Source organism: Moraxella bovoculi (genome assembly GCF_000988745.2).
GTDB classification, from domain to species: Bacteria; Pseudomonadota; Gammaproteobacteria; order Pseudomonadales; family Moraxellaceae; genus Moraxella; species Moraxella bovoculi.
In genome coordinates this window covers 990400-1005178 of sequence record NZ_CP011381.2, presented here as the reverse complement: position 1 = coordinate 1005178, position 14779 = coordinate 990400, and the positions used below count along the sequence as shown (strand labels likewise).

At 45.5% G+C, this 14779-nt stretch carries 14 protein-coding genes; 1 reads left to right on the top strand and 13 read right to left on the bottom strand.

Annotation, left to right across the window (positions count from 1 at the left end):
• Positions 1-44: 44 nt before the first annotated feature.
• The 6 genes from AAX10_RS04515 to AAX10_RS04490 form a co-directional block, all read right to left on the bottom strand.
• A complete protein-coding gene (locus AAX10_RS04515; protein ID WP_046699960.1) occupies positions 45-539 on the bottom strand; it encodes a flavin reductase in 495 nt (164 codons plus the stop codon).
• A gap of 80 nt (positions 540-619) precedes the next feature.
• Positions 620-1654, bottom strand: coding sequence for a methionine synthase (locus AAX10_RS04510; RefSeq protein WP_046699959.1), 1035 nt, complete (start codon positions 1652-1654; stop codon positions 620-622).
• 85 nt (positions 1655-1739) lie between these two features.
• Positions 1740-2717, bottom strand: a complete 978-nt coding sequence (locus AAX10_RS04505) for a DUF1852 domain-containing protein (protein WP_036362505.1) — start codon at positions 2715-2717, stop codon at positions 1740-1742.
• Between the two features lie 480 nt (positions 2718-3197).
• The gene (locus tag AAX10_RS04500; protein ID WP_046699957.1) at positions 3198-3926 is read right to left on the bottom strand and encodes a DUF3800 domain-containing protein; all 729 of its coding nucleotides are present in this window, start codon (positions 3924-3926) and stop codon (positions 3198-3200) included.
• 152 nt (positions 3927-4078) lie between these two features.
• On the bottom strand, positions 4079-6766 hold the full coding sequence (gyrA, locus tag AAX10_RS04495; protein WP_036362494.1) for a DNA gyrase subunit A: 2688 nt from the start codon (positions 6764-6766) through the stop codon (positions 4079-4081).
• A gap of 133 nt (positions 6767-6899) precedes the next feature.
• Positions 6900-7610, bottom strand: coding sequence for an NAD-dependent epimerase/dehydratase family protein (locus tag AAX10_RS04490; RefSeq protein ID WP_036362491.1), 711 nt, complete (start codon positions 7608-7610; stop codon positions 6900-6902).
• A 300-nt stretch (positions 7611-7910) separates the two neighbouring features.
• Here AAX10_RS04490 and rpsT point away from each other — a divergent pair, with 300 nt between their 5' ends.
• The gene (gene rpsT, locus AAX10_RS04485) at positions 7911-8180 is read left to right on the top strand and encodes a 30S ribosomal protein S20 (RefSeq protein ID WP_036362486.1); all 270 of its coding nucleotides are present in this window, start codon (positions 7911-7913) and stop codon (positions 8178-8180) included.
• Between the two features lie 62 nt (positions 8181-8242).
• Here rpsT and AAX10_RS04480 read toward each other — a convergent pair whose 3' ends face one another.
• The 7 genes from AAX10_RS04480 to trmB all read right to left on the bottom strand — a co-directional run bounded on the left by AAX10_RS04480 (position 8243) and on the right by trmB (position 14578).
• Positions 8243-9094, bottom strand: a complete 852-nt coding sequence (locus AAX10_RS04480; protein ID WP_046699956.1) for a symmetrical bis(5'-nucleosyl)-tetraphosphatase — start codon at positions 9092-9094, stop codon at positions 8243-8245.
• Positions 9095-9103: 9 nt separating this feature from the next.
• Positions 9104-9952: a 16S rRNA (adenine(1518)-N(6)/adenine(1519)-N(6))-dimethyltransferase RsmA gene (gene rsmA, locus AAX10_RS04475; protein ID WP_046699955.1), complete on the bottom strand. Its 849-nt coding sequence runs from the start codon at positions 9950-9952 to the stop codon at positions 9104-9106.
• An 81-nt stretch (positions 9953-10033) separates the two neighbouring features.
• On the bottom strand, positions 10034-10489 hold the full coding sequence (locus tag AAX10_RS04470; RefSeq protein ID WP_320056788.1) for a manganese efflux pump MntP: 456 nt from the start codon (positions 10487-10489) through the stop codon (positions 10034-10036).
• Positions 10490-10626: 137 nt separating this feature from the next.
• On the bottom strand, positions 10627-11403 hold the full coding sequence (gene gloB, locus AAX10_RS04465) for a hydroxyacylglutathione hydrolase (protein ID WP_080947039.1): 777 nt from the start codon (positions 11401-11403) through the stop codon (positions 10627-10629).
• Positions 11404-11499: 96 nt separating this feature from the next.
• Complete coding sequence (gene serC, locus AAX10_RS04460; protein ID WP_046699953.1) at positions 11500-12582, bottom strand: 3-phosphoserine/phosphohydroxythreonine transaminase; 1083 nt, start codon at positions 12580-12582, stop codon at positions 11500-11502.
• Between the two features lie 147 nt (positions 12583-12729).
• Entirely contained in the window at positions 12730-13953 is a 1224-nt protein-coding gene (locus AAX10_RS04455; protein ID WP_046699952.1) for a TIGR03862 family flavoprotein, read from the bottom strand.
• Positions 13937-14578, bottom strand: coding sequence for a tRNA (guanine(46)-N(7))-methyltransferase TrmB (gene trmB, locus AAX10_RS04450; protein WP_226997822.1), 642 nt, complete (start codon positions 14576-14578; stop codon positions 13937-13939). Before trmB ends, AAX10_RS04455 begins: the two co-directional genes overlap by 17 nt.
• Positions 14579-14779: the final 201 nt, after the last annotated feature.

Below are 14779 nucleotides of genomic sequence, written 5' to 3'. Positions count from 1 at the left end.
AAATTACAACTCACGTCATGCTTTATGCTTTTCGCCCAGTCATCTTATGCCAATGCCGTGCCGTCATCGGTTTTATGATAATTACGGTTAAAATAGGTCAATGCCTTATCGCTGTCGCCTTGACGAATGGCGATAATCTCACAGATAAAGACCCCATGTGTGCCAACTTCTTTAATCTCGCTAATCTTGCAATCAAAGCTCATCAAGGCATCAGTTAGCATTGGCGAACCTGTGGCAAGTCTCTCCCAAGTGCCGTGTTCAAAACGCTCATCAGAATTTAGCCGTGATGCGAACGCATTAGATAGATGTGACTGTTCGGCGGTCAAGGTATTGACCATAAGCACGCCATTTTTGACAAAATTGTCATAAAATCCGATGTTTGTATTCATACACACAAGCAAAGTCGGGGGCGTGTCGGTCACGCTACATACTGCCGATGCCGTAAAACCATGTCGCCCTGCCACACCGTCTGTCGTTATCACATGAACAGCGGTGGTGAGTTTTGCCATTGCGTCTTTAAAATCTGTTACTGATACCATTGTTATTTTCTTAAATTATTTTATAAATACAAATGTTGGATTTTCATACAGAAAACCCAACATTCATTCGATTTGGCTGATTATTTACCTGCCAACTCGTTACGGATAATTTTCGCCCCTTCGCTAAGAGCGTGCAACTTACCACGAGCAACCGTACGAGATAGTGGAGCCATACCGCAGTTGGTGCTTGGGTAGAGTTTATCGGCATCCACAAATTGCAAGGCTTTGCGAAGCGTATCCGCCACTTGCTCAGGTGTTTCAACCTCATTGGTCGCCACGTCAATCGCCCCAACCATGACCGTTTTGCCACGAATCAGCTCAATCAAATCCATTGGCACACGAGAATTTTGGCATTCTAGTGAGATGATGTCAATTTTGGATTGTCGCAGTTTTGGGAAACTCTCTTCGTATTGTCGCCATTCGTTGCCAAGCGTTTGCTTCCAATCGGTGTTCGCCTTAATGCCATAGCCGTAGCAGATATGTACCGCTGTTTGGCATTTTAACCCGGAGATGGCACGCTCCAAAGTTGCCACGCCCCAATCGTTTAGCTCATCAAAAAACACATTAAACGCAGGCTCATCAAACTGAATAATATCCACGCCTGCCGCTTCTAGCTCTTTTGCTTCTTCATTTAGGATTTTGGCAAATTCCCACGCGAGCTTCTCACGGCTCTTGTAATGCCCGTCATACAAGGTATCAATCATCGTCATCGGGCCAGGCAACGCCCATTTGATGAGCTTGTCGGTATGCTGACGCAAAAATTTGGCATCGTCCACAAACACCGATTCTGGGCGAGACACATCGCCTACCACGCTAGGCACACTAGCATCGTAGCGGTTACGAATGCGGACGGTTTCACGCTTGTTAAAATCCACACCGTCCAAATGCTCAATAAACGTTGTTACAAAGTGCTGACGAGTCTGCTCACCGTCGCTGACAATGTCAATGCCCGCTCTGGACTGCTCGGCAAGCGATATCAAAAGGGCGTCTTGCTTGGCTTGGCGTAGCTCATCGCCTTCAAATTTCCATTCTGACCACAGTTTTTCGGGTTCGGCAAGCCAAGATGGTTTTGGCAGACTGCCTGCGGTGGAAGTGGGAAGTAAAATTTTGCTCATTGTGTTTTCCTAAATTAAAATTTGCATTATACCAAAAAAAATTCAAATCAACCGACAATTAAATCGGTTGATTGAAATTCATCTTTTATTTTTCGGCAAGCCAAGCGTCCAAAATCTCTTTATACGGCTTAATAAATTGCTCTTCGGCAAGTTTGCCTTGTTTTACCGCCAAATCGTTACGCTCCACACGGTCATAATCCACTTTCGGCACGGCATAGTCTTCATAAGTTAGACTGCCCTTGTACACTTGCCCCGCCACCGAGTTGGCACTATAAATCTCTGGGCGATAGATACGCTGGAACGCTTCCATGGTCGCAATCGTGCTGATGAGCTCTAAGTTAGTGTAATCGTTCAACAAATCAGCATTTTCATCAAAATAAAACGCATACGGAGCAACCGATTTTGGTGGCATGAAGTAACGCACTTTTAAGCCCATTTTGGCAAAATATTCATCGGTCAATGAATAGTCGTTTTGTACATATTCCACGCCCAAAATCGGGTGCGTATTGGTCGTTCTGTGGTAGGTGCGAGTGGTCGCAACACTAAGGCACAGTACAGGCGGTTTTTTGGATTGGGCTTTGTACTCTTCGGACGCAACCATAAATTTGAACAATTTGCCATGCAAATCGCCATAGCCTTCTGGCACACTAAATTCAGGCTTATCCTTGTTGTACTCACGAAGTAGCACGCTAAAATCATAATCACGGACAAACGATGAAAAGCTGTTGCCGATGATACCATCAATGGTTTTGCCTGTTTTGTGGTCAAGTACAGACGTTTTTAGCCACTCCAATCCTGAGAAAAATTCGCCCTTGCCTGACACGTCAATGTCAATGGACACAATGTCAATCAGCACCGAATAGCGGTCGTTGGTTGGGTTGTCCCAAGTCGCCAAATCGTTAAAACGGTTGTTAATCATTCTAATGGCGTTTTGTAGGTTTTGTTTGCGGTTTTCGCCACGAGCTAGGTTAGCAAAGTTGGTGGTCAAACGAGTGCTACTGGCTGGCTCATAGTTTTCATCAAAACGCTGGGCATGCACTCGGCATTGAAATTGTGTGGTCATTTTTTCACCTTGCGGGGTTGTTTTTGGAATGTGTATATTAAACCACATTTTTGTGATAAAGAAAAATGATATATTTTTAAAAAAAGTTGAAAAAAATTCAGGTTTGAGATTTTTTTGGTTTTGGGAGTTTGTTTTTGAGTGGATTTGTGGGGGTAAATTGCAATTTGGTTGGTGATAAGGTATGATTTTTTGGGTGTTGTGTTTGTTCCCACAAAACCGCATTAAATTTCTTATTGGTGGCAAGGTGCGTAATACGCACCAATAAGATTTTTTTATTCAAAAGGTGCGTGGGACGTACCCTATGAAGCTAATTCAACGCGCGTTTTAATTTTATGTAAATATTTTTACAATTTTATGCACATTTTTTTGCAATTTTCATTGACCTTATGCACAAATAAGGATAAGATATAACCATGGACAGGGTAGCGTAAGCGTAATTCCTAGTCGGCAAAAGCTCCAAAGAAATTTGGGGCTTTTGTTTTAGGGATAAACTCTCAATCCCAAATCTTCATAATTATGCCCTGTATTGCTTGCTCCATGCTTACAATAAAATTTATGTTTAATAATATCAAAGGCTCTGTTAGTCTGATCAGGTCTTAATACATGGTTACCAATGGGTCGTGCGATTAAATCCGCCAGTTGCATACCCGATGAATTGGCATATTTTGATGCCAAAATCAGTTGAAATGGATAGCATTTATCTTGGCAAACACGCTCAAATTCAGCTTTTAACAATTTATCTTCATTCAATCCACGTTGCTCAAATACCACAAAAGTTTGGTTATCTTGCTGTCTTTTTTCACCCAAAAAATCATTCAAGCGTTCAAGCCCCATTGACATTGCCAAATGATAAGGATTGTCCGCAGTATCGGCTTTGGGCAGTTCATCTTTGCGAATAACGCAAGCGATGACAACAAATTTATTATTTTTCATCAATTCACTAATATCATTTAAAAATGCTTGGTGTGTCTCATTGGGCTGATTAAACACCCCCTTACGTTTTAGAATGTCTCGCTCATGTAAAATAATCATGTCATGCCCAAAATAATTAAATTTTAGGTTTTGAATCTCTTTAACAGTATGATTGTTATAATATCTTTTATTAAAAATACAAAATGCCAAAACAAAAATAGGGTATTTTGAATTGATGTTATCCAAATTATGGTCGCCACTTTCATCTACATAAACAATATAATCACTAAAATTCATGTCATCTCTTAACGGTTTGCTATTTTGTCGTCATTATAAAAACAAAATACCAAAAAATACTATCCTGTTTTTTTCTAAAAAATAAGATGGTGGGTTAAGTCAAAAAAATAATACCCCCAAACAAAAAGGCGGACATCAATCCGCCTTTTTTATCATTCGCCATCTTGGCTCGCTTCTATCACCTCGCCATGTTCGCTGTCATCATCGCTTGGCTCTTCATGTTCCACACAGGCAAGCCCCACCAGCGTTTCGCTCTCGCCAATGCGAATGAGCTTGACCCCTTGGGCGTTACGTCCTGCGGTTGCAATTTGAGCGACAGGTGTGCGGACAAGCGTGCCTTTATCGGAAATTAAAATCACGTCTTCATCGCCTGTTACCGCCACCGCTTTGACAAGCTGACCGTTACGCTCTGACGTCTTAATGGCAATCACGCCTTGACCGCCACGTCCTTTGGTCGGATAGTCGTCAATCGGAGTGCGTTTGCCGTAGCCGTTTTCGCACGCTGTCAAAATCTCGCCTGCCTGTGGGGCAACCACGAGCGACACCACGCGACTGACCGACACTACGCTGTCATTATCACTATCATCGGTATCATCATCGGTCGGCTCATCATCGTCCAAGCCGAGACTGGCGAGCAGATTGACACGGATACCACGCACGCCCTTGGCAGTACGTCCCATGGCACGAATGGCGGATTCTTTAAATCGAATGGCTTTGCCTTCGTTGGAGAACAGCATAATCTGTTGCTCACCGTCCGTAATCGCCACGCCAATCAAGGTATCGCCATCCACAAGGTCAATGGCTCTTAGTCCGTTGGCACGCAAATTGGCAAATTGCGACAATGCCACACGCTTGACCGTACCGCTTGCCGTGGCAAAAAACACAAATTTACCGTCATCAGCCAGACTCTCCACGGGCAAAATGGCGGTTACGCTCTCGCTTGGGTCAATGTTGATAAGATTGACAAGCGGTCTGCCCTTTGAGCCACGAGACGCAATCGGCACTTCAAAGCCACGCAAGCCAAACACTCGCCCTGTATTGGTAAAGCACAAAATATGGGCATGCGTACTGGTAACTAATAAATGCTCAATCACGTCATCTTCTTTCATGGCGGTCGCTGATTTGCCTTTTCCGCCACGTTTTTGGGCTTGGTAGTCGCTCACCGCTTGGGTTTTGGCATAGCCTGTATGCGACACGGTCATGACCACCGTCTGCTCTGGGATTAAATCTTCGCGGCTAAAATCAGCTCGTGCGTCCACAATATCGGTCTTACGCTCATCGCCAAAATCATCACGAATCTGGATAAGCTCCGCCTTAATCACGCCCATGAGCTTATCAAAATCCGCCAAAATCATCTGTAAGCGTGCAATCTCGCCCAAAATCTCTTGGTATTCTTTGGACAATTTATCCTGCTCCAAACCTGTCAAGCGATGCAACTGCATATCCAAAATGGCGTTTACTTGGTCGGGTGATAGGCGGTATTCTTTGTCGTCATTGATAAGCCCAAACGGGGCGTTTAAATCCTCGCCCTCTATAATGTCGGGGCGGATAGACGTTGCCCCTGCATTTTTTAGCATGACAACCACATTGCCCGCCTGCCAGATACGCCCAAGCAGGTTCTCACGAGCCTCGGCACGGTTGGCGGACTTTTTAATGGTCTCAATGATGTCATCAATGTTAGCAAGGGCAATGGTCAAACCCTCTAGCAAATGTCCACGAGCTTTGGCTTTATTCAGCTCAAAAATGGTACGGCGTGTAACGACTTCTTGACGATGACGGATAAAGCTGGCAATCAAGTCATGCAAGGTCATAAGGCGTGGCTGTCCGTTGTCAAGAGCAACCATGTTAATACTAAAACTGGACTCTAAGGGTGTTTGCAAAAATAGATTATTTACCACCACTTCGGCATTTTCACCACGTCTTAGGTCAATGGCGATTCGCATACCCTCTTTGTCAGACTCATCACGCACGCCTGTGATACCGTCTAATTTTTTGTCATTGACAAGTTGGGCGATTTGCTCAATGAGTTTGGCTTTATTGACTTGATAAGGAATCTCAGTAAAGACAATGCGTTCACGGTCTTTACTTGCCCCTTCCATATTTTCAATGACATAACGCCCACGAATGTGCAGTCGCCCCTTACCTGTGCGATAAGCGTCAAAAATGCCACTTCGCCCATAGATGATACCACCTGTGGGGAAATCAGGTCCGCTGATGTGGCTTGCCAGCTCATCGCCATCAATCTGTGGATTGTCGGCATAGGCAAGACAAGCGTTCACAACTTCGGTTAGGTTATGCGGTGCCATGTTGGTCGCCATACCCACCGCAATGCCCGTTGCTCCATTGACAAGCAGGTTTGGCACACGGGCAGGTAGCACAGACGGCATTTTTTCGGAGCCGTCATAGTTATCCTCCCAGTCCACCGTGTCTTTGTCAAGGTCGGCAAGCATTTGGTGCGTGAGTTTTTGCATACGCACTTCGGTATAACGCATGGCGGCAGGCGGGTCGCCGTCCACCGAACCGAAGTTACCTTGTCCGTCCACCATCATATACCGCATAGAAAACGGCTGGGCAAGACGCACAATGGCATCATACACGGCAGTGTCGCCGTGGGGGTGATATTTACCAATAACATCGCCCACGACACGGGCAGATTTTTTGTAGGGTTTGTTATAATCATTGGACAGCTCGTGCATGGCGTACATCACACGGCGGTGAACAGGCTTTAAGCCGTCTCGCACATCAGGCAAGGCACGAGAGACGATGACGCTCATCGCATAGTCAAGGTAGGACTGCTTTAATTCATCAACAATCCCAACGGGGGTTACGCTATCGGTCATAAAGAACCCTTTTTTCTCTTTAAAATCAAACGTCTATTTTACCATAAAACTATAAAAAATAACACAAAAAGCCCGCATTAGCAGGGCTTTTTTGGGCATTAAGATGGAAAATTGGGAGCAATACCAACCACACTTAATGATGTGTTTGTTTTTCGGTCATGGCGCACATCTTATCATGAGAAATCACGTGAAAATTCTCTTCATTCGTGCGGTATTTACTCCGTAGATTCAGCCGATAAGCAGCCAGCGACATGGCAGCCGCCACACGTTTTGGCATAAGCATTTTCGTTTTATCAAAAGGTATGATGGCACCGATGGTATTTTTGGCAAGATTAAGGCTCAGCTTACCGGCTGTTTTTAAAGAAAGCTTCTCTTTGGCGGGGCTTAATTTATGCAATCTAAACACCGTCACATCATCGAATTTTAGGGTTTTTAGATAATACTCAACATCCGCCTTGGCGATGAGCTCAGCGTCTTTACCTGCACTCTCCACACCTGCTTTTGACAAATAAAAGAATCGAGATACGCCCTTATCACGGCAAGCTTTGGCAAAGGCGATATTAAACAGCACATTAACCTGATAAAATTCATCTTGGCTGGCGGTGTCTTTTTTGGCAGCGCCCAGACAACTAAAAGCATCCGTATCAGCGCCGATGGGCATCGAAGCAATGGTATCTTCCAACGCATCAAAGTTATTCACATGATACACGTGCATGTTCTCACTGATGCTTCGTGGCTGTGTGCGTGTGATGATAATGAGTGTGTCATATAATGCAGAAAGCTCGCGCACCAACGCCTGTCCTACACGCCCCGAACCACCGATGATAATTGCTTTTCTTTTCATAAATCAAAAAACATTCTAAAATCAGGCTATTTTACCATAATTTTGCTTCAAATTTCTCACTGTGTTACGTCAAGGGCTTGCCAAATACCCCAAAAATACCGTAAAATACGCCAATCCTCAGATAAGTGTCGATTTTTATTGAGTATTTTTAGATATTTTGATAAAATGGTGCTTTATATGTTAGGCAACGTGTCTATTTTTGGTCATGAATACCAAAATTGATAATTCGGTGGCTGCCAGAATTATCTCGCTTAGCATTTTTGAATTTAACATTAACAATTTTTTATCCAAGGATAAACCATGGCAAACTCAGCACAAGCTCGCAAACGCGCTCGTCAAAACACTAAACGTCGCCAACACTTAGCGTCTCAACGCTCTATGGTGCGTACTTTCATCAAGCGCGTGAATGCAGCCATCGAAGCAAAATCATACGAATCGGCTACTGAAGCTTACAAGAAAGCTGTTCCAGTAATCGACCGTATGGCTGACAAAGGCATCATCCACAAGAATAAAGCTGCTCGTCATAAGAGTCGCCTAAACAAAGCAATCAAAGCACTTAAAGACGCTTAATTGCTAGTGAATAATAAAAGCCCTAACTTCTGTTAGGGCTTTTATGTTTTGGTGAGACTGTCTCAATCATCATCGCCAAATCGAATCACTGCGCCATCGCTTAGACGGTAAGCCACCAGCTCACCACCCCACACACAGCCGCCATCTAGCGCACGAACGTTTGCGCTGGCGATCTGCGCCTTTAATGCTGCCCAATGACCAAACAAAATGCGTCTTTCCCGCGCCACATCCCACATGAACCAAGGACGAAATCCTTTGGGCATCTCATCTAATAGCCCTTCTTTAAAGCTAAATTCCAAGACGCCATTCTCATCGCACAGTCGCATTCTGGTGAGGTAGTTGGCTATCGCACGCATCCGCTTGGCGCCGCGCAGCTCATCCGACCAGCCTTCAGATTTCTTACTGTATAGCTTTGGCAGTAGCTCGTCCAGATCATCAAGATCACCGCTTAATGCCTTTTGCAATTCTCTGGCATGGCGATCAGCATCATCAATTGACCAATTGGGCGGGATGCCTGCATGAGCCAGCACTGTCTTGTCATCAGGGAACACTAACAGCGGCTGTTTGCGTAACCAATTTAACAGCTCGTCACAATCTGGCGCAGCAAAGATGGGCAAGGTTTTATCCTTTGGCTTAGGCGGCATGATACCACGCCACACCGCGACGAGCGTGATATCATGATTGCCTAATACTGTGGTTAGCGCACCGATGTCCGATAGTCTCTTAACCTCTCGTAAGGTTGCCAAAGAATCCTCACCGCGCGCCACAATGTCACCTGCCAGCCAGACTTTGTCTTGTGTCTCATCAAAATCTAAGATCTCAAGCAGACGATTAAATGCAAAAAAACACCCCTGCAAATCGCCAATCACGTATTCATGGCGATAGGCTCTGTTGATAAGTTGTTGGTCTTTCATAGGTTTTTATTAATTGACTTGCTTTTGAACCGCTAGGTCAGACAGGCGAACAAAATCTGCCACTGATAGCGACTCTGGACGTGCCTGAGGATCGATGCCGACAGATTCAAAGTCTTGTTCTTGTAGTTTTGGTAATAGGCTCACGGTCTTGAATATCGCGCGCAAGGTCTTGCGGCGATGGTTGAACGTTTCACGAACGATGGTCGCAAATAACGCTTCATCTTGGGCGGTGATGGGTTTTTGTTTAAATGGGGTTAGACGAAACACCGCAGAGGTGACTTTTGGTGGTGGGTTGAATGCGCCTTTTGGCACTGTCAAGAGATAATCTGCCATACAATAGTACTGCATGATGACGGACAGTCGCCCGTATGCCTTGGTATTCGGCTCAGCGGTGATGCGATCAACGACTTCTTTTTGTAGCATAAAATGCATGTCGGTGATAACATCGCTAAATTCCAACAGGCGAAACAGGATGGGCGTTGAGATATTATAAGGCAGATTGCCCACCACTCTGAATGCACCCTTACCCACTTTGTGCGCAAGTTCGCGATAATCTACGTGCATAGCATTATCATTAATGATGGTAAAATCTTCATGGCTGTTCGCGCCGATGTTGATTTTTAATGAACTTGCCAAATCGCGGTCAAGTTCCACCACAGTCATGCCATCAACCTCAGACAAGAGCGGCTCAGTCAATGCACCAAGTCCAGGCCCAATCTCAAGCAAGTTATCGCCACGTGATAAGCGAATGCTATCAACGATCTGACGAATCACGCTGGTGTCATGAAGGAAGTTCTGCCCAAAGCGTTTTCTTGGGGCGTGGCGGGCTTCTTGTGGGGTTTTTGGGATGTGTCGCATGTTGCTCTTTGAATGATTATAACAATTAATGATAGCATATTTTTGATGTTTTTTCTATGCCGCTCGTCTAGACAAATCACGTCAGCTCGCGCTCATCAGATGACTGACTAGAATCATCGTGCCGATCATGAGCAACACCACCCCACCAACGAACATGGCAACCCTACCAAAACGACGCCCCAGTCGGTTACCCAGATACAGCCCAAGTGTAACCATAATCATCGTCGCCAAGCCAATTAGGGCGGCAGCCAGCCAGATATTCACCTCCAAAAAGGCAAGTGACACACCCACGACCAGCGAATCAACGCTCGTTGCCACTGCGGTGATTAACATGAGTCCAAAGCCACTTTTTGCCATGTTTTGCTGATCATCTTTGATCTGCACATCGCCTTTGAGTGCATCGCGCATGAATTTAAACGCCAAAAAGCCAAGCAGCGCAAAAGCCACCCAATGATCCACATGAGACAGCCAGCCTTGCGCCGCCTCTCCAAGCAGCCAGCCAATGATGGGTGCAACCCCTTCGATCACCCCAAACAACAACACCCGCCTTCAATGCTCTGGTAAGGCTAGGGTTCTGGTAGGTCGCCCCTTTGGCGATGGCGGTGGCAAAGGCATCCATCGACATACCAAGTGCCAACGCCACCAAAGAAATAATACTCATGAGTGCAAAAATCTTAGAAGTTATTCTTTAGTTCGCGTAGCGCGGTGAATACACTCAGTGGCAATTCATCAGCAAGTGGGTATTTATCCTTGATAGTATCTATCATCTGCTCGTGATGCACTTGCAAGAACACATTGATTTGTCTTTCATTACCCAGCGTAGTAGGCAATGAAATCTCGCCACGAGTGAGCTTGACTTTAGTCTCAGCGATGGCATTTTCAATTGCCATTTTATAATCATCAGCACAAACTGTATGACCAAATTTAAGGTTGGACAATGTGTATTCATGCGCAGGATAAAATAGCGTGTCATCCGCCAAACCATTAAATCGCATCATGCTATCAAAAAGCTCGCCCATCGTTCCTGTGAGCACGCGCCCGCAGCCACCGCTAAACAGCGTATCACCACAGAATACATGCTTCCTATTGTCCATATCGCACAGATAGGATAAATGGGTGTCTGTATGCCCTGCTGTTCGCCATACCTTAAATACAACACCCAGCAATTCAAACTCATCACCCTCATCCACACATTGAGTGGCATTAACTCCATGGGTGCTGTGGGCGATGATCTGAATGCCAGGATAGGTATTTTTAATCTTCGCCACGCCGCCTGTGTGATCATCGTGATGGTGTGTGATGATCATAGCAATGGGTTTAAGCGCATTATCTGCTAGATAATCCAAGACTGGCTGTGCATCGCCTGCATCGATGATGATGGCTTGATCGCCCTTGACCAGCACCCAGATATAATTATCATTAAATGCTTTTAACGCATGAATATTTAGCATGATCTTATCCTTGTTGTTTTATATTGATACGCCTGAGATAAAAAACCACGCACAAGAGCCTGCGTCCTGCCGTGGTTTCTCCATGTGACCGCCACATTAGCCGTGTTTTTGCTCGAAAGCTTTCATAAAATCAACCAAGGATTCTACTTGCTCAAGCGTGATGGCGTTATAGATACTCGCTCGCATACCACCGACGACACGGTGACCTTTTAAATTTAATAGGCCTGCTTTTTTACTTTCTTCTAAGAATAGCTTATCCAACTCGGTGTCCGTCAACTGGAATGGCACATTCATGATGGAGCGGTGTTTTGGGTTAACCGTATTGCGATAAAAATCACTCTCATCGATGGCGCGGTATAGCGTCTGTGCTTTGGCTCGGTTAATCTTAGCAATCGCCTCAACACCACCATTATCCAATAGCCACTCAAACACCAATCCTGACAGATACCATGCATAGGTCGATGGTGTGTTTAGCATGCTGTCATTGTCGAATTGATTTTTATAATTCATGATATTCGGACACCAAGACGACGCTTGCTCTAGCAGATCCTTGCGGATAATCACCAAAGTCAATCCGGCAGGTCCGATGTTCTTTTGTGCACCTGCATAAATCATACCAAAATCATTCACATTAATCGGCTCGGACAGGATGCAAGATGACATGTCAGCCACGATTGGCGCATTGACTTTTGGCGTCTCAAAGATCTGTACGCCGTGGATGGTCTCATTTGGGCAATAATGAAAATATGCCGCACCATCCGTCAGCTGCCAAGAATCTTGACTTGGTACATCAGCGCCATTACCGGTAGCGACTAGGTTAACCTTGCCCAAACCTAAGTTTTCATAACGCTTGGCTTCTTTGTAAGCCTTTTTTGACCATGCGCCTGTGTTTAGGTAGTCGGCTGTTCCGCCATTGAGTAGATTCAAAGGAATCGCCGAGAACTGCAATGCTGCACCACCTTGCAAAAACAGTACCGCATAATCATCACTGATGTTCATCAGCTTACGCAGATCGGCCTCTGCCTTACTGGCGATCTCAATGTAGTCAGCGCTGCGATGGCTGATCTCCATGACAGACGCGCCTGTGCCACGCCAATCAAGCATCTCATTTTGGGCCTTTTCTAAGACGGCGGTCGGCATTGATGCAGGGCCGGCACAAAAATTAGCAAAACGAGTCATAACAATCCCCAAAGTTAGTAAATAAATATGATAAAAATTGATTGCTATTGTAGCAGATTTTAGGGCTTTAATGGGTGGTTTTGATGATAAACTTAACCGATGCACATACCAACATCAGCCATCTTAGCCGCTCAAGTCCAACGGTTGTCAATTTTGGATAAAATCAGCAACGCTCTGCCCCACCATACGTCCCATTGCAAGGCAAGCGGTCAGCAGATAGCCACCAGTTGGCGCATCCCAGTCCAACATCTCGCCTGCGATGAATAGATGAGGGTTACAACGTGATTGCAATTGATCATTTACCGCGGACAGTCTTACGCCACCGCCCGTGCTGATCGCCTCATCCATCGGTCGAAACCCATCAAAATCAACAGGCAAATTCTTAACAAATGCTGCCATTTTTGATAAATCCGACCAGTCGGTCTTATGTGTGCATTCTCTTAATAAGGCTATTTTTGTGGCATCCAGCCCTGCTTTGCGTAGGCTGTTATTCAGTGATTGTTTTTTTGATTTGTTAAGTGCTTTTGCGATGTCGTCAATGGACTTGTCTGGCATCAGGTCAATCTGCAATCGAATACGCCCCGACTCGTTAAGCATCGTACGCATGGCACGATTTAACTTATAAATCAGCCCACTCTCCATGCCATAATGACTAATCACCACATCACCATGTGCAGATTCGTCGCCTGCCGTGATGGTGATGCGCTTTAATGCCTGTCCAAAGACATCATTCATGAATGGCGACCACGAACGCACCACACCAGCATTACTGGCATACAGCGGTGTTAATTCATCATCACCGAACCAAGCTTGCCAAGCACCATCACTACCAAGGTGCGCATAAGATCCACCACCACACGCCAAGACAATCGCATCAAACCGACGCTCAAAGCGATCAAGCTCATCCCCACGCTTATCTTTTTTTATAAAATTTACCAAATTATCCTGCACACCCATACAGGCATGACGATAATGAAATTGCACGCCTTGTTCGCTCAGCCTAGATAGCCACGCACGCAGCAGGTCAGACGCCTTCATCTGCACAGGAAATATGCGCCCGCTAGAGCCGACATAGCTGTCGATACCAAGTCCATTCATCCACGTGCGTATGTCCTCAGCATGAAAATCTCGGATAAACTTCGCCATCACATCGCTTGGTGTGTAACGTATCACAAAGTCATCCAAAGGCTCACTATGCGAAATGTTCAGCCCTGTCTTACCCGCCATCAAAATTTTACGTCCTGCAGTGGGCATCTGCTCAAATACATGAACCTCAATACCGCGCGCTGACAGCACTTCCGCCGCCATTAGACCCGATGCGCCTGCGCCTATGATGGCGACGGCTGGGGCAGAATTATTCTTTTGGGTCATCAATCTGATCGAATCGAGTTTGGTAATAGTTCGGCTTTAGAATGATGAGCTCTTGGCACTTCTCTCCGCGCGCCAGATATTTAATCTCAAAATGCGTACGTGCCGATTCTGCATCAATCTCGAATCGCTCATAAGGCAATAACCATACCTCATCAAGCAGCTGCTGCGCCTCATCAATGTACTCGCCGATGTTACTGGCAAGGATGATGGTCGCACCTGGCTTTAGTCGCGACACCAAAAATTCAAAAAACGGCATATTCAGCCAACGCTGATTCTTGTTGGCTGGCTCAGGATTGGGGTATAGAATGAATGCGCCATCAAGCGAGTTTGGGGCGATGTGATGCGCGGTGTAAGCGATGGCGTCAGCATGGACGGCGTTGAGATTAGGCAGGTTCTCCGCCTTGGCAAGCTTATCGAATGCTTCGAATTTCTCGCTGGTGCGCTCAATCGCGATCAAATGCCTATCAGGACTCTGCTTGGCGAATAATAAGGCGTGCTTGCCCTTGCCAGCACCAATTTCCAAATATAATGGCGCATTCGACACATCTAACGGCTCGACATTCTTAGGTGGGCTGATCGCATCTGTGCGAAACAGGCGGTTAAAACGGTGGGATAAATCGCTCATGGTCATCGCTTTTAACAAAAAAATATTCAATTATTATAGCAAATCTATCCGATAAATTCATGAATTACCCACTGCTAAATTAATCCCAAAGCACTCACCCGCTGCCACGAATGCACTGCCTGATTTGATGAACTTCCTTAAAATATGCCACTTGTATCAATAATGTTTAAATTAATGATCTAAAATGACAAAAGCCAAGCG

Bases quoted from the DNA above. Each gene is read 5' to 3' on its own strand.
- AAX10_RS04515 (WP_046699960.1), bottom strand. From the start codon at position 539: ATGGTATCAGTAACAGATTTTAAAGACGCAATGGCAAAACTCACCACC.
- AAX10_RS04510 (WP_046699959.1), bottom strand. From the start codon at position 1,654: ATGAGCAAAATTTTACTTCCCACTTCCACCGCAGGCAGTCTGCCAAAA.
- AAX10_RS04505 (WP_036362505.1), bottom strand. From the start codon at position 2,717: ATGACCACACAATTTCAATGCCGAGTGCATGCCCAGCGTTTTGATGAA.
- AAX10_RS04500 (WP_046699957.1), bottom strand. From the start codon at position 3,926: ATGAATTTTAGTGATTATATTGTTTATGTAGATGAAAGTGGCGACCAT.
- gyrA (WP_036362494.1), bottom strand. From the start codon at position 6,766: ATGACCGATAGCGTAACCCCCGTTGGGATTGTTGATGAATTAAAGCAG.
- AAX10_RS04490 (WP_036362491.1), bottom strand. From the start codon at position 7,610: ATGAAAAGAAAAGCAATTATCATCGGTGGTTCGGGGCGTGTAGGACAG.
- rpsT (WP_036362486.1), top strand. From the start codon at position 7,911: ATGGCAAACTCAGCACAAGCTCGCAAACGCGCTCGTCAAAACACTAAA.
- AAX10_RS04480 (WP_046699956.1), bottom strand. From the start codon at position 9,094: ATGAAAGACCAACAACTTATCAACAGAGCCTATCGCCATGAATACGTG.
- rsmA (WP_046699955.1), bottom strand. From the start codon at position 9,952: ATGCGACACATCCCAAAAACCCCACAAGAAGCCCGCCACGCCCCAAGA.
- gloB (WP_080947039.1), bottom strand. From the start codon at position 11,403: ATGCTAAATATTCATGCGTTAAAAGCATTTAATGATAATTATATCTGG.
- serC (WP_046699953.1), bottom strand. From the start codon at position 12,582: ATGACTCGTTTTGCTAATTTTTGTGCCGGCCCTGCATCAATGCCGACC.
- AAX10_RS04455 (WP_046699952.1), bottom strand. From the start codon at position 13,953: ATGACCCAAAAGAATAATTCTGCCCCAGCCGTCGCCATCATAGGCGCA.
- trmB (WP_226997822.1), bottom strand. From the start codon at position 14,578: ATGAGCGATTTATCCCACCGTTTTAACCGCCTGTTTCGCACAGATGCG.